Annotated in this window: 19 protein-coding genes and 1 pseudogene; 11 read left to right on the forward strand and 9 right to left on the reverse strand. The window is 60.7% G+C overall.

Translation table 11 applies throughout. The features are described from left to right. The first annotated feature begins 5 nt into the window (after positions 1-5). On the forward strand, positions 6-185 hold the full coding sequence (locus ACMGT0_RS25855) for a PA3496 family putative envelope integrity protein (RefSeq protein WP_054057487.1): 180 nt from the start codon (positions 6-8) through the stop codon (positions 183-185). A gap of 122 nt (positions 186-307) precedes the next feature. Here the strand turns inward: ACMGT0_RS25855 and ACMGT0_RS25860 are convergent, their stop codons facing one another. Further along, on the reverse strand, positions 308-934 hold the full coding sequence (locus ACMGT0_RS25860) for a response regulator transcription factor (protein WP_010445030.1): 627 nt from the start codon (positions 932-934) through the stop codon (positions 308-310). A 924-nt stretch (positions 935-1,858) separates the two neighbouring features. On the opposite strand from ACMGT0_RS25860, the gene ACMGT0_RS25865 reads away from it, so the two are divergent. Beyond that, positions 1,859-2,398, forward strand: coding sequence for a hypothetical protein (locus ACMGT0_RS25865; RefSeq protein ID WP_054057486.1), 540 nt, complete (start codon positions 1,859-1,861; stop codon positions 2,396-2,398). Between the two features lie 164 nt (positions 2,399-2,562). On the opposite strand, the gene ACMGT0_RS25870 is transcribed toward ACMGT0_RS25865, so the two are convergent. After that, entirely contained in the window at positions 2,563-3,780 is a 1,218-nt protein-coding gene (locus ACMGT0_RS25870; protein ID WP_054061663.1) for an argininosuccinate synthase, read from the reverse strand. A gap of 129 nt (positions 3,781-3,909) precedes the next feature. Beyond that, positions 3,910-4,875: a flagellar protein MotY gene (locus ACMGT0_RS25875; RefSeq protein ID WP_416770377.1), complete on the reverse strand. Its 966-nt coding sequence runs from the start codon at positions 4,873-4,875 to the stop codon at positions 3,910-3,912. Between the two features lie 156 nt (positions 4,876-5,031). Between ACMGT0_RS25875 and pyrC the strand changes: the two genes are divergently transcribed. After that, on the forward strand, positions 5,032-6,078 hold the full coding sequence (gene pyrC / locus ACMGT0_RS25880; protein ID WP_054057483.1) for a dihydroorotase: 1,047 nt from the start codon (positions 5,032-5,034) through the stop codon (positions 6,076-6,078). Next, positions 6,075-6,752 (forward strand): ribonuclease T, encoded by a 678-nt coding sequence (gene rnt, locus ACMGT0_RS25885; RefSeq protein WP_054057482.1) that lies wholly within the window; start codon positions 6,075-6,077, stop codon positions 6,750-6,752. The genes pyrC and rnt overlap by 4 nt, the downstream gene beginning before the upstream one ends. Positions 6,753-6,824: 72 nt before the next feature. Here rnt and ACMGT0_RS25890 read toward each other — a convergent pair whose 3' ends face one another. Further along, positions 6,825-7,427: a peroxiredoxin gene (locus ACMGT0_RS25890; RefSeq protein ID WP_054057481.1), complete on the reverse strand. Its 603-nt coding sequence runs from the start codon at positions 7,425-7,427 to the stop codon at positions 6,825-6,827. A 291-nt stretch (positions 7,428-7,718) separates the two neighbouring features. On the opposite strand from ACMGT0_RS25890, the gene ACMGT0_RS25895 reads away from it, so the two are divergent. Together ACMGT0_RS25895 and bfr are read left to right on the forward strand one after the other, a co-directional pair. Then, positions 7,719-7,937 carry a bacterioferritin-associated ferredoxin gene (locus tag ACMGT0_RS25895; RefSeq protein ID WP_054057480.1) on the forward strand — a complete coding sequence of 73 codons (219 nt, stop codon included), beginning with the start codon at positions 7,719-7,721 and terminating at the stop codon, positions 7,935-7,937. Positions 7,938-8,137: 200 nt separating this feature from the next. Continuing rightward, the gene (gene bfr / locus ACMGT0_RS25900) at positions 8,138-8,611 is read left to right on the forward strand and encodes a bacterioferritin (protein WP_054057479.1); all 474 of its coding nucleotides are present in this window, start codon (positions 8,138-8,140) and stop codon (positions 8,609-8,611) included. Between the two features lie 131 nt (positions 8,612-8,742). On the opposite strand, the gene grxD is transcribed toward bfr, so the two are convergent. The 3 genes from grxD to ACMGT0_RS25915 form a co-directional block, all read right to left on the reverse strand. Next, the gene (gene grxD / locus ACMGT0_RS25905) at positions 8,743-9,081 is read right to left on the reverse strand and encodes a Grx4 family monothiol glutaredoxin (protein WP_017902756.1); all 339 of its coding nucleotides are present in this window, start codon (positions 9,079-9,081) and stop codon (positions 8,743-8,745) included. Between the two features lie 135 nt (positions 9,082-9,216). After that, positions 9,217-11,322 (reverse strand): molybdopterin oxidoreductase family protein, encoded by a 2,106-nt coding sequence (locus tag ACMGT0_RS25910; RefSeq protein WP_416770381.1) that lies wholly within the window; start codon positions 11,320-11,322, stop codon positions 9,217-9,219. Positions 11,323-11,457: 135 nt separating this feature from the next. After that, on the reverse strand, positions 11,458-11,748 hold the full coding sequence (locus ACMGT0_RS25915; protein WP_054057477.1) for a hypothetical protein: 291 nt from the start codon (positions 11,746-11,748) through the stop codon (positions 11,458-11,460). 429 nt (positions 11,749-12,177) lie between these two features. Between ACMGT0_RS25915 and argF the strand changes: the two genes are divergently transcribed. Both argF and ACMGT0_RS25925 read left to right on the forward strand, forming a co-directional pair. After that, the gene (gene argF, locus ACMGT0_RS25920; RefSeq protein ID WP_054057476.1) at positions 12,178-13,098 is read left to right on the forward strand and encodes an ornithine carbamoyltransferase; all 921 of its coding nucleotides are present in this window, start codon (positions 12,178-12,180) and stop codon (positions 13,096-13,098) included. Further along, positions 13,095-14,138, forward strand: a complete 1,044-nt coding sequence (locus tag ACMGT0_RS25925) for an ABC transporter ATP-binding protein (protein ID WP_054057475.1) — start codon at positions 13,095-13,097, stop codon at positions 14,136-14,138. Before argF ends, ACMGT0_RS25925 begins: the two co-directional genes overlap by 4 nt. 90 nt (positions 14,139-14,228) lie before the next feature. Here ACMGT0_RS25925 and ACMGT0_RS25930 read toward each other — a convergent pair whose 3' ends face one another. Together ACMGT0_RS25930 and ybaK are read right to left on the reverse strand one after the other, a co-directional pair. Beyond that, on the reverse strand, positions 14,229-15,011 hold the full coding sequence (locus ACMGT0_RS25930; protein ID WP_054057474.1) for a PhzF family phenazine biosynthesis protein: 783 nt from the start codon (positions 15,009-15,011) through the stop codon (positions 14,229-14,231). Positions 15,012-15,107: 96 nt separating this feature from the next. Further along, positions 15,108-15,577 (reverse strand): annotated as a pseudogene (gene ybaK, locus ACMGT0_RS25935) (Cys-tRNA(Pro) deacylase). Positions 15,578-15,949: 372 nt separating this feature from the next. Here ybaK and ACMGT0_RS25940 point away from each other — a divergent pair. From ACMGT0_RS25940 to ACMGT0_RS25950, 3 genes are all read left to right on the forward strand, one after another. Next, positions 15,950-16,798: an MIP/aquaporin family protein gene (locus ACMGT0_RS25940; RefSeq protein ID WP_054057473.1), complete on the forward strand. Its 849-nt coding sequence runs from the start codon at positions 15,950-15,952 to the stop codon at positions 16,796-16,798. Positions 16,799-16,891: 93 nt separating this feature from the next. Beyond that, the gene (gene glpK, locus ACMGT0_RS25945) at positions 16,892-18,397 is read left to right on the forward strand and encodes a glycerol kinase GlpK (protein ID WP_416770384.1); all 1,506 of its coding nucleotides are present in this window, start codon (positions 16,892-16,894) and stop codon (positions 18,395-18,397) included. Between the two features lie 297 nt (positions 18,398-18,694). Further along, the gene (locus tag ACMGT0_RS25950) at positions 18,695-19,450 is read left to right on the forward strand and encodes a DeoR/GlpR family transcriptional regulator (RefSeq protein WP_054057471.1); all 756 of its coding nucleotides are present in this window, start codon (positions 18,695-18,697) and stop codon (positions 19,448-19,450) included. Positions 19,451-19,679 lie beyond the last annotated feature (229 nt).

Genomic DNA, 19,679 nt, shown 5'->3' on the forward strand with positions numbered 1-19,679 from the left:
ACTTTATGAGTACCGATAAAGAAGCGCTGGATATAGAGGACGACCTGATGCAGGTCGATCCGGACGAAACGGAGCCTCAAGTAGAGGTGGCGAAGACCAATCTGAGCAAGCGTCGTACCATCGACAACCTGCTGGAAGAACGCCGCCTGCAAAAGCAGCTGGCTGATTACGATTTCGACCTGTAGTAACGTGCCCCTCCCATCAAAAGCCTCCTGTTCGGAGGCTTTTGGCTATGACGACAGGCGTGCCGTTCCGCCCTCATCACTCCGACCTTGCCAACGCCTCCCCCACACTGCCGGAACGGCGCTCAAACCAGACCATTACGCTGGGCGAGTTCGATCAGGTCGACCAGGGAACGGGCATTGAGCTTCAACAGCAGACGTGTCTTGTAGGTACTCACGGTCTTGTTGCTCAGGAACATGCCATCGGCGATTTCCTTGTTGCTCTTTCCCCTGGCCAGTTGTTGCAGCACCATCATCTCGCGGCCGGACAACCGGTTGACCATATCCGCCTCACTGGCATTGCCCATGCTGGAACGCACGGTATGCAATGCCTGGTTGGGGAAATAACTGTAGCCGGATAGAACGGCCTTGATGGCGCTGAGCATCTCGGTCAGGTCCTGCTGCTTGCACACGTAACCGGCAGCTCCCGCCTGCATGCAACGCATGGAGAAATGACCGGGAGCCTGCGAAGTCAACACCAGCACCTTGAAAGAGAGCCCCATGGAAGTTAGACGGGCAATCACTTCAAGCCCATCCAGCTTGGGAATTCCTATATCGAGTATAACTATGTCCGGCGTATGCTCTCGCGCCAGTTGCAAGGCGTCCACGCCGTTATCCGTCTCCGCGATGACTTCGTATCCATGCCGTTCCATCAGCATACGTACGGCAAGACGAATGACGGGATGATCATCCACGATCAGCACTTTATTCATGGGCAAGTCCAAATTTCGCTGTTCGAATTTTCAGAATCAGCACAATAGCCTAGTCACAACCTCCTGGGCATAGCACCTACCCCAGGCAGTATCAGCCAAAGACCTTCCCTACAAACAACAAGGAATTGCCCTACAAAAAAAGCACCACAAGAAAAGTACCGTTTTCAGGAACGAGGTGATGACACCCCCATTCGGAGATTCTGCGCTACAAGCCCCTGGCTCGCTGCATGGATATCGCCTCATGAAGCGGAAAAAGAAACCAATAAACAAAATGAACAAACATACGACTCACGACACCTTGCTTATTACACATCAACCTTAGAGATACCAGGCATTGAATGTCTATTGGTTTTCTGCAACAAGAAATAACCCACTCACCTGCGGCCCCCCCCCCCCACGCGCCCTCTCACAAGACCGTTTCCAGTGCCAACCGGCCTTGCCTCGGGCACCACAGTCGACCGTCACACCTGAATCGATGTCGCGCCAGGGCCTGGGCCACGCAATAAACATGTTTATCATTTGATGACACAAGCCCGGCCAAAAAGCGTTTATCTGTCAATCAGGAACCCGGCTGGACGAGCCTCGGCGAGGCCCGACAGAAAAGACTGTGCTCCGGCACCAGATAAATCTTTGCAAAAGGATAATTAAAAACATTCAAAAAAAATCATAACAAAACAGCACCAAGACAATTTACATCCACACCAACCTCAACTTAAAGAAACGGACTACATCACCAAAAGAACGCTTACCAAAACATTAAAACTTGCCAACCGAAAAAATTACCGACAACTGAGCAACATGCTTTTCCCTTGCAGGCAAAAATTTCTCCCGCTAGCTTCTTTGAAAACAGGAACCGCCTCGACCCGGTCCCCTCGCAGGAAAATCCATTACAGCCTATCCACTTCCACGAGCAGGCTATATATCATGAAAAACGCAAAAATAAACAAAGAGAATACTCCTTGTAAACCTCACGAACTGGAACTGGCCATCAGCGAGTTCATCAAAAGCGGTGGAACGATAGATACCAGCGCAAAAAAAGAGTCACCCGCCAACAATCGAACAGCAGCAGGCTGTTCGGAAAAAACCACTGAAACAGAGGAGGACTACACAAGGAAAGTTGAACTTCTGAAAGACCTGATAACGAAGGGCGCAGGCATTTATGCCTTGCAATATTCGTTGAAGATGAACAAGGAAGAAATAAAAAGAATGGCCCGGGATCAGGGGCTGAAAATCGCCCAGCGACGCCCGTTGGCGGCTGCCAGGAGGTACCGCCATCCCCAGCCGGACGTTGGCGGCCTGCAGGATGATGACGTGATCGCCGGCCATGCCATGCACTACGCGGCATTGGGATACACCGCCCAGGAGATTGCCCAGACGCTGGAGTTGAGTGTGCGCCAGGTGTGGGAACTGGCGAAGAACTACCGCTTCGGGCTCCACCATCAACGGGAGGAGCACCCGGATTGACCCCTGGTACCGCCTGTTCGCGCCAGATCAGCCTTATCTCTCCCGCCGCATACCTCAACCAGCAGGCCGAACGAGAAGATGCCCCCGAGGCGCACTCCGCCTACTGTTCACGACGCAAAAAAACCCGGCCTGCATGGCCGGGTTCTTTTCAGGCAGGCACTGGATCAGAACAGCTTGCGGCCCTTGTTCGCGGCAATGCGCATGCGCAACGCGTTGAGCTTGATGAAGCCGGCAGCATCGGCCTGGTTGTAGGCGCCGCCATCTTCCTCGAAGGTTGCGATGTTGGCATCGAACAACGACTCGTCGGACTTGCGGCCGGTCACGATCACGTTGCCCTTGTACAGCTTCAGGCGAACCACGCCGTTCACGTGAACCTGCGAAGCGTCGATCATCTGTTGCAGCATCAGACGCTCAGGGCTCCACCAGTAGCCGGTGTAGATCAGGCTGGCGTACTTGGCCATCAGCTCATCCTTGAGGTGAGCGACTTCGCGGTCCAGGGTGATCGACTCGATCGCCCGGTGCGCGCGCAGCATGATGGTACCGCCAGGGGTTTCGTAGCAGCCGCGGGACTTCATGCCCACGTAGCGGTTCTCGACGATGTCGAGACGACCGATACCGTGTGCGCCACCGATACGGTTCAGGGTCGCCAGCACGGTGGCCGGGGTCATTTCGACGCCATCCAGCGCAACGATGTCGCCGTTGCGGTAGGTCAGTTCCAGATACTGCGGCTTGTCGGGAGCGTTCTCCGGGGAGACGGTCCAACGCCACATGTCTTCTTCGTGCTCGGTCCAGGTGTCTTCCAGCACGCCGCCTTCATAGGAGATGTGCAGCAGGTTGGCATCCATCGAGTACGGCGATTTCTTCTTGCCATGACGTTCGATCGGGATGGCGTGCTTTTCAGCGTAATCCATCAGTTTCTCACGGGACAGCAGGTCCCATTCGCGCCACGGAGCGATCACTTTCACACCCGGCTTGAGCGCGTAGGCGCCCAGCTCGAAACGCACCTGGTCGTTACCCTTGCCGGTGGCTCCGTGGGAAATGGCGTCGGCGCCGGTTTCGTTGGCGATTTCGATCAGGCGCTTGGCGATCAGCGGACGCGCGATGGAAGTACCCAGCAGGTACTCGCCTTCGTAGACGGTGTTGGCACGGAACATCGGGAAGACGAAATCGCGTACGAACTCTTCGCGCAGGTCGTCGATATAGATCTCTTTGACGCCCATGGCCTGCGCCTTGGCACGAGCCGGCTCGACCTCTTCGCCCTGACCCAGGTCAGCGGTGAAGGTCACCACTTCACAGTTATAAGTATCTTGCAGCCACTTGAGGATCACCGAAGTGTCCAGGCCGCCGGAATACGCGAGAACGACCTTTTTTACGTCGGCCATGCCATCACTCCACGGGGGTTGTACGGAAAGGCCCGATTCTACCGACCCGGTTCGTGGTTTTACAGAGGCGCGACAGCCAAGGATGTCAATGCGACAGATACTGTCGGGAGCGCGACGAGAACAGCCGTTTCAGGAAGTTTTCGCCGCGCTGCCAGCCGCTGCGGTCGGTGCCGGCTTTTCGGCTGGCTTCTCGGGCGTCGGCGCAGCGGGCGCTGCCGCGGCGGGAGCGGGTGCGGCGGGAGCCTCCGGGGCACGTTCAAGGTGGATGTTGACCCGACGGTTCTTCGCCCGGTTGGCGGGATTGGTGTTGGGCACCAGCGGGTAACGCTCGCCATGGAAACGCATGACGATCTGCGACTCCGGAATACCGGCCGCCTTGAAGAAATCCATCACCGCCAGCGCACGTCGACGTGACAGGTCGCGGTTGGTCAGGCGGTTGCCGCTGTTGTCCGAATGGCCGTCGAGCTCGATGTGATTGACGGTCGGATCGGCCTTCATGAAGTCCAGCATCACCTGCAATTGGGCCTTGGCCTGGGCGTTGAGCTCGATGCCGCCATCCGGAAAACCGACCTCGGCCTGCTTGATCTGCTCGAAATTCTTCGGCAGCAGCTTGGCGGTACAGCTCTGGAAGTCGCTGTAGGCCTGGTTGAACTTCACCGGCAACAGGCGCACCTCGGAAACCCCGCCCTCACGGGAATAGTGACGGACCAACGGGCTACGGCCTTCGAGCAGCCCATGGAACAGGCCGCCGGCCTGGCCCTGGGAACTGTTGAACAGCACATCGCCATTGCCGATTTTCACCGAGCCCAGGTTGATGTCGCCGCGCCCGGGCTGCCAGGGCACCGCCGCGGCCAGCAGGGTCGCCGAACCGCCGCCGAACATGTGGTTATTGGACTTGAGCCGGAAAATCGCCTGCTCGCCCGCACGTCGCACGAACTCGCCGGCACCGAAGTCGGTGATCGGCTGAGTCAGCCGACACTCGAATTTGTCCCCTTCCACCTTCCATTCGATGCTTTCCAGACGGGTCTGGAAAGTCAACGCCATGGCCGGCAGGCTGGCAAACATACTGAGCAGGGCTAAATAACGCTGGCGCACGGGAGGCTCCAATGGTTCTACGGCTGTGAGACTGACGTACCGGTTCTACGCCATACCTTCGGGATATCGGTTGCATCCGGCAAAACTTGATAGCGAGTGCCTGAGAGAGTCTTTTCCGGTAGCATTCCCCTGAGTTCGACCCGCCTGGAATCCCCAATGTCCGACCGCCTGACCCTGCTGCGTCCCGACGACTGGCATATCCATCTTCGCGATGGTGCTGCGTTACCCCACACTGTTGCGGATGTTGCGCGCACCTTTGGTCGCGCCATCATCATGCCAAACCTGGTGCCACCGGTGCGCGATGCCGACGAAGCCGACGCCTATCGCCAGCGCATTCTCGCGGCGCGGCCAGCCGGCAGCCGTTTCGAGCCGCTGATGGTGCTCTACCTCACCGACCGCACCCAACCCGAGCAGATCCGCGCCGCCAAGGCCAGTGGTTTCGTCTACGCGGCCAAGCTGTACCCGGCTGGCGCGACCACCAACTCGGACTCCGGCGTGACCAGCGTGGACAAGATCTTCCCCGTCCTGGAGGCCATGGCCGAAGTCGGCATGCCGCTGCTGGTGCACGGTGAAGTGACCCGTAGCGAGGTCGACGTGTTCGACCGCGAGAAACAATTCATCGACGAGCACATGAGTCGTGTGGTCGAGCGCTTCCCGACGCTGAAGGTGGTGTTCGAGCACATCACCACGGCCGACGCGGTCCAGTTCGTCAACGCGGCGTCGGGCAACGTCGGCGCGACCATCACCGCCCACCACCTGCTGTACAACCGCAACCACATGCTGGTGGGTGGCATTCGGCCGCATTACTACTGCCTGCCGATCCTCAAGCGCAATACGCACCAGTCGGCCCTGCTCGACGCCGCCACCAGCGGCAGCGAGAAGTTCTTCCTCGGCACCGACTCGGCGCCCCACGCCCAGCACGCCAAGGAAGCCGCCTGCGGCTGCGCCGGTTGCTACACCGCCTATGCGGCCATCGAGCTGTATGCCGAGGCGTTCGAGCAGCGTAATGCCCTGGACAAGCTCGAAGGGTTCGCCAGCCTGCACGGCCCGCGCTTCTACGGCCTGGCGCCGAACAGCGAGCGCATCACCCTGGTTCGCGAAGAGTGGACCGCCCCCGCCAGCCTGCCGTTTGGCGAGTTGTCCGTGATCCCGCTGCGCGCCGGTGAAAAACTGCGCTGGCGCCTGCTGGAGGAAACCCTGTGAGTGATGATCATTTCGACGACGAACTGGAAGGCAACGGTGCTTCAGGTGGCCCCCGCCACCCGATGGCCGCACGCTTTCGCGGCTACCTGCCAGTGGTCGTCGACGTAGAGACCGGTGGCTTCAACGCCGCCACCGACGCCCTGCTGGAAATCGCCGCGACCACCATCGGCATGGACGAAGATGGCTTCGTGTTCCCCGAGCACACCTACTTCTTCCGGGTCGAGCCGTTCGAAGGTGCCAACATCGAGGCAGCGGCCCTGGAGTTCACCGGGATCAAGCTCGATCACCCGCTGCGCATGGCAGTCAGCGAGGAAACCGCGCTGACCGACATCTTCCGCGGCGTACGCAAGGCACTCAAGGCCAACGGTTGCAAGCGGGCGATCCTGGTCGGCCACAACAGCAGCTTCGACCTCGGCTTCCTCAACGCCGCCGTGGCGCGCCTGGACATGAAGCGCAACCCGTTTCACCCGTTCTCCAGCTTCGACACCGCCAGCCTGGCCGGCCTCGCCTACGGCCAGACCGTACTGGCCAAGGCCTGCCAGGCCGCCGGTATCGATTTCGATGGTCGCGAGGCCCACTCGGCGCGCTACGACACCGAGAAGACCGCCGAGCTGTTCTGCGGCATCGTCAACCGCTGGAAGGAAATGGGCGGCTGGGAAGACTTCAACGACTGATCCCGCCCGAACGAATCGCGCCCATGAAAAAACCGGCCCTGAGGCCGGTTTTTTTGTCCGTGAAGCGGCGGCTTACAGCTTGCCGGCGTTCTCGGTCAGGTAGGCGGCAACGCCTTCTGGCGAGGCGTTCATGCCCTTGTCGCCTTTTTTCCAGTTGGCTGGGCAGACTTCGCCGTGCTCTTCGTGGAACTGCAGGGCGTCGACCAGACGGATCAGCTCTTCCATGTTACGGCCCAGTGGCAGGTCGTTGACGATCTGCGAGCGGACGATGCCCTTGTCGTCGATCAGGAAGGCGCCACGGAAAGCCACGCCGCCTTCGGACTCGACGTCGTAGGCCTGGGCGATTTCGTGCTTCAGGTCGGCAGCCATGGTGTACTTGACCTTGCCGATGCCGCCGTCGTTGATGGCGGTGTTGCGCCAGGCGTTGTGGGTGAAGTGCGAGTCGATGGACACGGCAACCACTTCGACGTTACGCGCCTGGAAGTCCGCCATGCGGTGGTCCAGGGCGATCAGCTCGGATGGGCAGACGAAGGTGAAGTCCAGCGGGTAGAAGAACACCAGGCCGTATTTGCCCTTGATGGCCGAGGACAGGGTGAAGCTGTCGACGATTTCGCCATTGCCCAGTACGGCCGGCACGGTGAAGTCGGGGGCTGGTTTGCCTACGAGTACGCTCATTGGATATCTCCTGGTGATAGTCACGTTCAGAACGAGGTCGGTGCAAGGATGCCCCCTTTAAGCGACAAGCCCATGACGCGACGACCTCGTGTCCTTGGAACCCACCATCATACACCGCGTTTTTTGACGCTCCTAAACGGTTTTTGCAAAGCCGTCCCCCTATGGCCCGCACGCCATTCGTCAGACGGTATTCGAATCGCCGAAATGCCCGCCCAAACCACTTTGACAATCATTCTCGTTAACATTAAGATCAACGGCAATCGAGTTCCAACCAGCGACGGTTCCCACCCTATGTACGTTTGCCTCTGCAATGGCGTTACCGACGGACAAATCCGCGATGCGATCTTCGAAGGCTGCTGCAGCTACCGTGAAGTACGCCAGGCGACCGGCGTTGCCAGCCAATGCGGCAAGTGTGCCTGCCTGGCCAAGCAGGTGGTGCGTGAAACGCTGACCGAACTGCAAAGCAGCCAGGCCGCCCTGCCCTATGCCGTAGAATTTTCTGCCGCATAAAACAGCGAATTTTAAGGAACCGGACTTGGTGTCCGGTTTTTTTATGTCCGCAATTCAATTGCTTAGCGGCATAACGCAGAATAAAAACATTCTTATTCCGATTAATTTTCATATATTATTCAATAACTTAGGTTTGACACTCGAAGTTGCCGGGATCAAACTCCGCCCTATAGACAGCGATTACAGGGCAGGACCCCATCATGCAAGGCGATAAAGTAGTCATCCAGCAGCTCAACAAGATCCTTGCCAATGAGCTGATCGCGATCAACCAGTACTTCCTGCACGCGCGGATGTATGAGGACTGGGGCCTGAACAAGCTGGGCAAGCACGAGTACCACGAGTCCATCGACGAGATGAAACACGCGGACAAGCTGATCAAGCGCATCCTGTTCCTGGAAGGCATCCCCAACGTACAGGATCTGGGCAAGCTGCTCATCGGCGAGCACACCCGGGAAATGCTTGAGTGCGACCTGAGGCTCGAACGACAAGGCCACAAGGATCTGAAGGAAGCGATTGCCTGCTGCGAGAAACACAATGACTTCGGCAGCCGCGAACTGCTGGAAGATATCCTCGAATCCGAAGAAGAGCATATCGACTGGCTGGAAACCCAGCTGGGCCTGATCGACAAGATCGGGCTTGAAAACTACCTGCAATCGCAGATGGGCGACGAGTAAAAACGTCACCCAATAAAAAGCCCCGCCCTCTTGTCGAGAGGCGGGGCTTTTTATTGGGCGTCAGAAACGGTGCGGTCAGGGCTTGCGCGCCAAGCGGCTGGCTTCGGCAAGCCCGACGCCGCCACCGCCGATCAGGCCTCGGTCTTGGCCGCGGCTTTCTGGGCAGCGTCCTTGATCAGGGTCTGCAGTTCGCCGTTGGCGAACATCTCGGCCATGATGTCGCTGCCGCCGACCAGTTCACCGGCTACCCACAGCTGCGGGAAGGTCGGCCAGTTGGCGTACTTGGGCAGGTTGGCGCGGATTTCCGGGTTCTGCAGGATGTCCACGTAGGCGAACTTCTCGCCACAACCCATGACCGCCTGCGCGGCTTTCGCGGAGAAGCCACACTGAGGGGCATTCGGCGAGCCTTTCATGTAAAGCAGAATGGTGTTGTTGGCAATCTGCTCTTTAATCGTTTCGATGATATCCATGGAACACCTCGGCAAAAACTTTCCGACTCGGTTGTCGGCACGGTGAGGCATTGTATCGGAAAGCCGAGCGCGCTGCTCGGTCTCCCCGATGATAATCGCATGAGCCTGGCCGCCTGTGGCCAGACAGCACGGCCCTCAAGCCGCGACCACCCGTACCGGTACGCCATTCAACGCCGCATTGCCCGATACCCGGTCCACCTGCCGCTCATCGGTCAGGTCATTGGCGCTGGAGCCCGGCTGGCCGCTGGCGATCGCCATCTGCACGCCCGGGCGCGCATGCCCCCAGCCATGGGGCAGGCTCACCACCCCCGGCATCATCTCGACGCTGGCAACCACCTCGACCTCGATCGTCCCGACCCGTGAACTGACCCGCACCCGCTGCCCGTCTTCGAGCCTGCGGCTGGCCAGGTCATCCGGGTGCATCAGTAACTGGTGCCGCGGCTTGCCCTTCACCAGGCGATGGTAATTGTGCATCCAGGAGTTGTTGCTGCGCACATGGCGGCGCCCGATCATCAACAACTCCCCCGCCTGCGGCAGCTGTTGCGCGGCAAAACGCTCCAGGTCGGCGAGAATTTCCGGTGGCGCGGCCCGAACACGCTGTTCGGGTGTCTTCAAGCGCTTGCCGAGGTTGGGCCTGAGCGCGCCAAGGTCGAGCCCGTGGGGGTGCTCGGCGAGCCGCTGTACCGACAGTTTGTACTCGGAGCCGTCGCCATAGCGCCCCAGGCGCAGGCCCATATCGATCATCTGCGCCGGTGGCAGCGTCGGCTTCAGTTCCTTGCCGGTACGGGCGGCAAACGCCCTGGCCAGGCCAACGAAGATCTCCCAGTCATGCAGGGCCCCTTCGGGCTTGGCCAGGATCGCCCGATTGAAGCGCGTGACGTTACGTACGGCGAACAGGTTGAACGTGGTGTCGTAGTGATCGTTCTCCAACGCCGAGGTCGACGGCAGGATCAGATCGGCGTACCGGGTGGTCTCGTTGATGTACAGGTCGATGCTGACCATGAACTCCAGACCGGCGAGCGCCTGTTCCAACTGTCGGCCATTGGGCGTCGACAGCACCGGGTTGCCGGCCACCGTCACCAGTGCCCGCACCTGCCCTTCGCCGGGCGTGAGCATTTCCTCGGCCAGCGCCGATACCGGCAACTCACCGCCATACTCCGGCAAGCCGGAAACCCGGCTCTGCCAACGATTGAAATGCCCGCCGCCGGTGGAGGCCACCAGATCCAGCGCCGGCTCGGTGCACAAGGCACCACCCACCCGGTCAAGATTGCCGGTCACCAGGTTGAGCAGTTGCACCAGCCAATGACAGAGAGTGCCGAAGGCCTGGGTGGAAACGCCCATCCGCCCATAGCAGACCGCCTTGTCCGCCGCGGCGAAATCCCGCGCCAACTGCCGGATCTGCTCGGCGGGGATGGCGCACAGCGGGCTCATCGCCTGCGCCGTGAACGGCGCCACTGCGGCCCGCACCTCATCCAGGCCGTCCACCGGCAGATGGCTGCCACGGGTCAGACCTTCCTCGAACAACGTGTTGAGCAGACCGAAAAGCAAGGCCGCATCGCCTCCCGGACGCACGAACAGGTGCTGGTCGGCGATGGCTGCGGTTTCACTGCGCCGCGGATCGACCACCACCAGCCTGCCGCCACGCGCCTGGATCGCCTTCAGGCGCTTCTCCACATCGGGCACGGTCATGATGCTGCCGTTGGAGGCCAATGGATTGCCACCGAGAATCAGCATGAAGTCGGTGTGATCGATGTCGGGAATCGGCAGCAGCAGTCCGTGGCCGTACATCAGGTAACTGCTCAGGTGCTGCGGCAACTGGTCGACCGAAGTCGCGGAGAAGCGGTTGCGGGTCTTGAGCAGCCCGAGGAAGTAGTTGCTGTGGGTCATCAGCCCGTAGTTATGCACACTCGGGTTGCCCTGGTAGGTCGCCACGGCATTCGGCCCATGCTGTTGCTGGATCGCGGCCAGGCGCTCCGCCACCAGATCGAAGGCCTGCTCCCAGCCGATCGGCTGCCATTGCTCACCCACCCTCAGCATCGGCTGGCGAAGGCGATCAGGGTCGTTCTGGATATCCTGCAACGCCACCGCCTTGGGGCAGATATGGCCACGACTGAACGTGTCCAGGGCATCCCCCTTGATCGAGGTGATTTGAACCTGATCGGCAGTGGTGGTGGTTTCGATGGTCAGGCCGCAAATGGCTTCGCACAGATGGCAGGCACGGTGGTGAAGAGTCTTGGTCATGGCCAGTCTCTGTCTTGTTCTGGGCAGCCCGACAGGCTGCGGAAACAGAACTATGGCCCGTGGCGGACAGGCCTGCCAGCGACGTTCGTCTTGTGAATCGGGGAGTATCAGGCGAGCCGATGGCGCCTGCGGGGATCAGGACAGGGGCAACCTGGGGGTGGACTGCATCTGGATTTCCTGGACGGTCTGGACCTGCTCGTGGGCCACCTGCACGCCGGTCAGCTCGCCGATCAAGCGCCAATGTTCGTCGAGGCCGGAGCTGATGGTGGCCATGCGATCGATCATTCGTCGTCCGGACGCACGCGTGACTTCGTCGTCACTGCGCAACAATTCGAAAGACATTGCGGTCACAGAGGCAGTCATATGCGTCAGCGCCTGTGCAGTCAGCCTTAGCAATTCCATGAGCTGTTGCTCTTTCGATTCCATTCCAAAGCCTCTGTGTGTCTGCAATGACACATTTATAACCTAGCCACATAGTTTAGGAAATGTTTCCGCTTTTGCCTGGCCACGCGAGCATGACCGCAAAAGATTCGACCACCGGTTCAGAAAACGACCCGCAGCCGCCTGCCGCCGCCGCGTCAATTGCCAAAGGCGGTGGCAGCCGTGTACAAATGGCACATTGCGATTATCGGTACCGGCTTGGAAAACTGTAGCAAAAAGCGCGGAAATAACCCTCGCGCCCTCGTTTCATCATTCCAAAACGAAGCCTCCTATTGGTATCACGCGACATTTTCTTATACGATCGCGTCTCCCCCTATTTCGTCGCCCCGTGCGGCTTACGCCGCAGGTCTCACCCGTTTTTCCGAAAAACCCGGTTTTGAGCATCTGCGGTCTGTTGCAAAAAGGTAGTCAATGATGAGCGCTAGGAACTTTCTCTCCCTGATGGATTGCACGCCCGCTGAACTGGCCGGGCTGATTCGTCGAGGCATCGAGCTGAAGGACCTGCGTGATCGAAGTGTCCTGTTCGAGCCGCTCAAGGGCCGTATTCTCGGGATGATCTTCGAGAAATCCTCGACACGTACCCGGGTCTCGTTCGAAGCCGGCATGATCCAGCTGGGCGGCCAGGCGATCTTCCTGTCGCCGCGCGACACCCAACTGGGCCGTGGCGAGCCCATCGGCGACAGCGCCATCGTGCTGTCGAGCATGCTCGACGTGGTCATGCTGCGCACGTTCAAGCACAGCACCCTGACCGAGTTCGCCGCCAACTCCCGCGTACCGGTGATCAACGGCCTGTCCGACGAACTGCACCCGTGCCAGTTGCTCGCCGACATGCAGACCTTCCTCGAACATCGCGGCTCGATCCAGGGCAAGACCGTGACCTGGATCGGCGACGGCAACAACATGTGCAACAGCTACATCGAAGCGGCGATCCAGTTCGACTTCCAACTGCGTATCAGTTGCCCCGAAGGCTACGACCCGAGCCCGGCGTTGCTGGCCCAGGCCGGCGAGCGGGTACGCCTGGTCCGCGACCCACGGGAAGCGGTGCGCGGTGCACATCTGGTCAGTACCGACGTCTGGACCTCCATGGGCCAGGAAGAGGAAACCGCCAAGCGCCTGGAGCTGTTCGCACCCCTGCAGGTCACCCGTGAACTGCTCGACCTGGCAGCCCCGGACGTCGTGTTCATGCATTGCCTGCCCGCCCACCGCGGCGAGGAAATCAGCGTCGACCTGCTCGACGACAAGCGCTCGGTCGCCTGGGACCAGGCCGAGAACCGCCTGCATGCGCAAAAGGCCCTGCTCGAGTTCCTGGTCAAGCCGGCGTACCGCCCTGCATGAGCCATTCGCTACTGCTGAATCTGCACGACCTGGTTTGCGGTTACCAGGACCAGCGAGTCGTGCAGAACCTCAACCTGCATCTCAATGCCGGCGACATCGGTTGCCTGCTGGGCCCTTCGGGTTGCGGCAAGACCACCACGCTGCGCGCCATTGCCGGTTTCGAGCCGGTCCACCAGGGCGAGATCCAGCTGGCCGGCGAGGTCATCTCCAGGGCCGGTTTCACCCTGGCCCCGGAGAAACGCCGAATCGGCATGGTATTCCAGGACTACGCGCTGTTTCCGCACCTGAGCGTCGCGCAGAACATCGCCTTCGGCATTCGCAGGCACCCGGACCTGGAGCGGATCACCGCCGAGTTGCTGGAGCTGGTGAACCTCAAGGGCCTGGGCCAGCGTTATCCCCATGAGCTTTCCGGTGGCCAGCAGCAACGGGTGGCCCTGGCCCGGGCGCTGGCACCGGAGCCGCAGTTGCTGCTGCTCGACGAACCCTTCTCCAACCTCGATGGCGAATTGCGCCGCAAGCTCAGTCACGAAGTCCGCGACATTCTCAAGCTGCGCGGCACCAGTGCGATCCTGGTCACCCATGATCAGGAAGAGGCCTTCGCCGTCAGCGATCATGTCGGGGTCTTCAAGGAAGGTCGGCTGGAGCAGTGGGATACGCCCTATAACCTCTATCACGAGCCGGCGTCGCCATTCGTCGCCAGCTTTATCGGCCAGGGCTACTTCATCCGCGGGCAGTTGCAGACGCACGAATCGGTGCAGACCGAACTGGGTGTGCTGCGTGGCAACCGCGCCTATGCCTGGCCGGCGGGCACGGCGGTGGATGTACTGCTGCGCCCGGACGACATCGTCCCGGCGCCGAAAAGTTCGCTGAAGGCACGGGTCACCAGCAGGACGTTCCTCGGTGCCGCGACCCTCTATCGCCTGCAATTGCCCAGCGGCAGCCAACTGGAGTCGATCTTCCCCAGCCATGCCGATCACCAGCCGGGCGAGGAAGTCGGGATCCGCGTGGCCGCCGAGCACCTGGTGCTGTTTCAGGCCTAGGTCGCGTCATCGTTCTTCGCGGGCAAGCCCGCTCCCACAGGGACTTGCGCGTTTTTCGCGAGCAAGCGGCCACAACGCCGCTCTGCCGACTCAGACCAGTGTCAGCCGCCCACTGGCCACCAGGGTGGCCTGGCCGCCGATCTTCACCCGCTCGCCTTCCAGCCGGCAGAACAGCTCCCCGCCCCGCGGCGAACACTGATAGGCCGTCAGCGCAGTCTTGTCCAGGCGCTGCGCCCAGTAGGGAATCAGCGCGCAATGGGTCGAGCCGGTAACCGGATCCTCGTTGATACCGATGGCCGGGGCGAAATAGCGCGAGACGAAATCATGCCGCTCGCCCGGCGCGGTGACGATCACGCCCGGCCAGGGCAGCCTGGCCACCGCCGCCCAGTCAGGCGTGCAGTCGCGCACGGCCTGTTCGGAGGGCAGCACCACGAACAACTCATTGGCCCCCAGTACATCGATCACCGGCGTACCGAGTGCCCGTTCGACCTCGACGGTGACACCGACTCCACCTGGCACCCTCACCGGGAAATCCAGCCACAGCCGATCAGCCTCACGACTGACACTCAGTGCACCGGCCTTGCAGACGAACTCGAGGGTCTCCTGCCGTTCGCCGTAGACCTCGAACAATACGAATGCGCTGGCCAGGGTGGCATGGCCGCAGAGCGGCACTTCGGTGGTCGGGGTGAACCAGCGGATACGCCAGGCAGCGCCCTCGCGGACCAGAAAGGCGGTTTCCGCCAGATTATGCTCGGCGGCGATTTTCTGCATCAACTCATCGGCCAGCCAGGTGTCGAGCCGATAGACCATCGCCGGATTGCCGCTGAAGGGCCGTTCGCTGAAAGCATCGACCTGGTGAAATTCAAGCTGCATGACGTCCTCTCTCTCCTTGTCCAAGAGCGTCAGTGTGCTCGTTCCCCCCATCGTCGCCCAGTGACAGAACCGCTGAATTTACGCCATACAGACCGCTCAGGCGCGGCCGATGTCCGCGAACTTCGCCTGGGTATGCTCGGCCAGCAGCGCCGGGGCCAGCTCGACCTCCAGACCACGGCGTCCGGCACTGACGAAGATGGTCGCGAAACCCTGGGCGCTCTGGTCGATGAACGTGCGCAAGCGCTTCTTCTGCCCCAACGGGCTGATGCCACCGAGTAGATAGCCCGTCGCCCGCTGGGCGGCAGCCGGGTCGGCCATCTCGACTTTCTTCACCCCGGCGGCGTGGGCCAGAGCCTTCAGATCCAGACTTCCGACGACCGGTACCACCGCCACCAGCAATTCGGCTTTTTCGCTGCTCGCCAGCAACGTCTTGAACACCTGGGCCGGCGCGAGCGCGAGCTTTTCCGCGGCCTCCAGGCCATAGGAGGCGGCTTTCGGATCATGTTCGTAACTGTGCACACGATGTTCGGCACGAACTTTTTTCGCAGATCCAAGGCAGGCGTCATGATCAATCCTGGCAGACGGGTAGGTAAGCGCGGATTTTAGGTCATCCCTGCGCAAAAGGCTCTATTGGCGGCACGAAACCCTCTAGTTCAAGGGTCAGAAATCTCAGGAGGCACCTGCAAGCTCGCCATATTCCTACAAGCCAAACAACCTCATTCACTCAATCAATAGTCACAATGTGGATAACCGTTCACTTTCGACCTTTGACAGCAGTGTTTCTTGTCTATATTTTTTCGAATCTGAAGATCATAGTCCTAATCCAGCAATACCCAGCGGTAAGTCGACTTCAGGGATGGGGATCCCCGACAGTCGATGTGAAGACCACGCCAACCACCGGGTCTGGCGTCACACAACAACAAAAATCGAGGTATCCAATGACTACCGCTCTGAAACAACCATCGCTATCGGGACAATGCATTGCCGAATTCCTCGGGACTGCCCTGCTGATTTTCTTCGGCACCGGCTGCGTCGCCGCGCTCAAGGTCGCGGGTGCCAGTTTTGGCCTGTGGGAAATCAGCATCATCTGGGGGGTCGGCGTGAGCATGGCGATCTACCTGACCGCCGGCGTTTCCGGTGCGCATCTCAACCCGGCCGTCAGCATTGCGCTGTGCCTGTTCGCCGACTTCGAAAAACGCAAACTGCCGTTCTACATCATCGCCCAGATCGCCGGCGCCTTCTGCGCGGCTGCGTTGGTTTACACGCTTTACAGCAACCTGTTCTTCGATTTCGAACAGGCTCACCACATGGTTCGCGGTTCGCAAGCCAGCCTGGAGCTGGCCTCGGTGTTCTCCACCTACCCGAATGCCGCCCTGACCACGGCCCAGGCCTTCCTGGTCGAAGTGGTGATCACCGCCATCCTGATGGGCGTGATCATGTCCCTGACCGACGACAACAACGGCCTGCCCAACGGCCCGCTGGCGCCCCTGCTGATCGGTCTGCTGATCGCGGTGATCGGTAGCGCCATGGGCCCACTGACCGGCTTCGCGATGAACCCGGCACGGGATTTCGGGCCCAAGCTGATGACCTTCGTTGCCGGCTGGGGTGAAATAGCCTTCACTGGCGGGCGCGACATTCCGTACTTCCTGGTTCCGATCTTCGCGCCGATTCTCGGTGCCAGCCTCGGGGCCGCCCTTTATCGCGGGATGATCGCCCGCCACCTGCCCAGCACCACCGCCGTAGAGGAAGAGCCTGCGACCGCTGCCAAGAAGGTTCGCGCTTCCTGATCCACCGCGTCACGCCAGACCCGGCGGGTATCGTCTTCCCTTGATGGGACCCGCCTGAACATTTTTCCCTATACCAGTCCAAGGCAATCGAAAATGACCGACATTCAGAATAAGAACTACATCATTGCCCTCGATCAGGGTACGACCAGCTCCCGGGCGATCATCTTCGACCGCGACGCCAACGTGGTCTGCACCGCCCAACGCGAATTCCAGCAACACTACCCGCAAGCCGGCTGGGTCGAGCACGACCCGATGGAAATCTTCGCCACCCAGAGCGCAGTGATGGTCGAGGCCCTGGCACAAGCCGGCCTGCACCATGACCAGGTCGCCGCCATCGGTATCACCAACCAGCGCGAAACCACCGTGGTCTGGGACAAGACCACCGGCCGGCCGATCTACAACGCCATCGTCTGGCAATGCCGCCGCAGCACCGAGATCTGCCAGCAGCTCAAGCGCGACGGGCATGAAGACTACATCCGCGAAACCACCGGCCTGGTCACCGACCCCTACTTCTCCGGCACCAAGCTCAAGTGGATCCTCGACAACGTCGAAGGCAGCCGCGAGCGTGCGCGCAATGGCGAGCTGCTGTTCGGCACCATCGACAGCTGGCTGATCTGGAAATTCACCGGCGGCAAGACCCACGTCACCGACTACACCAACGCCTCGCGCACCCTGCTCTTCAATATCCACACCCTGGAGTGGGATTCGAAGATGCTGGAAATCCTCGACATTCCGCGGGAAATGCTGCCGCAAGTGAAGTCCTCCTCGGAAATCTACGGTCGCACCAAGAGCGGCATCGCCATCGGCGGTATCGCCGGCGACCAGCAGGCCGCACTGTTCGGCCAGATGTGCGTGGAGCCGGGCCAGGCCAAGAACACCTACGGCACCGGTTGCTTCCTGCTGATGAACACCGGCACCAAGGCGGTGAAATCCAACCACGGCATGCTCACCACCATCGCCTGCGGCCCCCGCGGCGAAGTGGCCTATGCCCTGGAAGGCGCGGTGTTCAACGGCGGTTCCACCGTGCAGTGGCTGCGTGACGAGCTGAAGATCGTCAACGACGCCTACGACACCGAATACTTCGCCAACAAGGTCAAGGACAGCAACGGCGTCTACCTGGTCCCGGCCTTCACCGGCCTGGGAGCCCCGTACTGGGACCCCTATGCCCGTGGCGCGCTGTTCGGCCTGACCCGTGGCGTGAAGGTCGACCACATCATCCGTGCTGCCCTGGAGTCGATCGCCTACCAGACCCGCGACGTGCTCGACGCCATGCAGCAGGATGCCGGCGAACGCCTCAAGGCCCTGCGCGTAGACGGCGGCGCGGTTGCCAACAACTTCCTGATGCAGTTCCAGGCCGACATCCTCGGCACCCAGGTCGAACGCCCGCAAATGCGTGAAACCACTGCCCTCGGTGCCGCCTACCTGGCCGGCCTGGCCTGCGGCTTCTGGGGCAGCCTGGAAGAGTTGCGCGGCAAGGCGGTCATCGAGCGCGAGTTCGAACCGCAACTGGCCGAAGCCGAGAAGGAAAAACTCTACGGTGGCTGGAAAAAGGCCGTGAGCCGTACCCGCGACTGGGAACCGCACGAAGAGAGCCACTGAGTCGGATGAGCCGGGTTTAAGGGCCCATTCGAGGGCAAGCCCCGCTCCTGCAGGACTCGTGTCGTGTACGACACCGTTTTCTGTAGGAGCGTGGCTTGCCCGCGAATACGGCTCCACGCTTGACCACAATCACGCAATCCCCCCGCAACAATCCAGTCGTATCCGACTGCCCACGCCGAGCGACCGGCACTCGCCCGGTTTGCGACCTGAGAATCGTTTCAGCGGCCCTGCAAGTGGCAGACCGGTTCTTCCTGCGGCATCATGGTGGAATTTGTATGGCAGCCCAAAGGACGCCCCATGAATCTGCCTCCCCGCCAGCAGCAAATCCTCGAGCTGGTCCGCGAACGCGGCTATGTCAGCATCGAGGAAATGGCCCAGCTGTTCGTCGTGACCCCGCAAACCATCCGCCGCGATATCAATCAGTTGGCGGACTCCAACCTGTTGCGCCGCTACCACGGCGGAGCCGCCTATGACTCCAGCGTGGAAAACACCGCCTACGCCATGCGCGCCGACCAGATGCGCGACGAAAAGCAGCGGATCGCCGAGTCCATCGCCCGGCAGATTCCCGATCATGCCTCGCTGTTCATCAATATCGGTACCACCACCGAGTCGATTGCCCGCGCCCTGCTCAATCACAATCACCTGAAGATCATCACCAACAATCTGCACGTGGCGTCGATCCTCAGCGCCAAGGACGACTTCGAAGTGCAACTGGCCGGCGGCAACGTCCGTCGCGACGGTGGCGTGGTGGGTCAGGCCAGTGTCGACTTCATCAATCAGTTCAAGGTCGACTTCGCCCTTGTGGGCATCAGCGGCATCGACGAGGACGGCAGCCTGCTGGATTTCGACTATCAGGAAGTGCGGGTGTCCCAGGCGATCATCGCCAACGCCCGCCAGGTCATCCTGGCCGCCGACTCCAGCAAGTTCGGCCGCAATGCCATGGTGCGCCTGGGCCCGATCACCCTGATCGACTGCCTGGTCACCGACCAGGCCCCGGTTCCGGCCCTGGCGCAACTGCTCAACCAGCACAAGATCCGCCTCGACGTAGTCTGATCGGCTGCCACATCCCTGCCCCGGCAGAGCCCGGGACACTGACAACCGCTGCGGGAGCTGGCTTGCCCGCGAAGGGCCAGCGCAGCCCCTCAGAGCTGCGCGCGCAAGCCCGCTACCGCACTACCCTCCCCACGCCGCCTCGATGTTCGATAATTTTCCTTTCAGACCTTTCTGATGAATTTTTTCAATCGGAAGCGGGTAGCTGCGTGCGTACATATCAGCTAATATT

Source organism: Pseudomonas sp. RHF3.3-3 (assembly GCF_048069595.1).
Taxonomy (GTDB): Bacteria; Pseudomonadota; Gammaproteobacteria; order Pseudomonadales; family Pseudomonadaceae; genus Aquipseudomonas; species Aquipseudomonas fuscovaginae_B.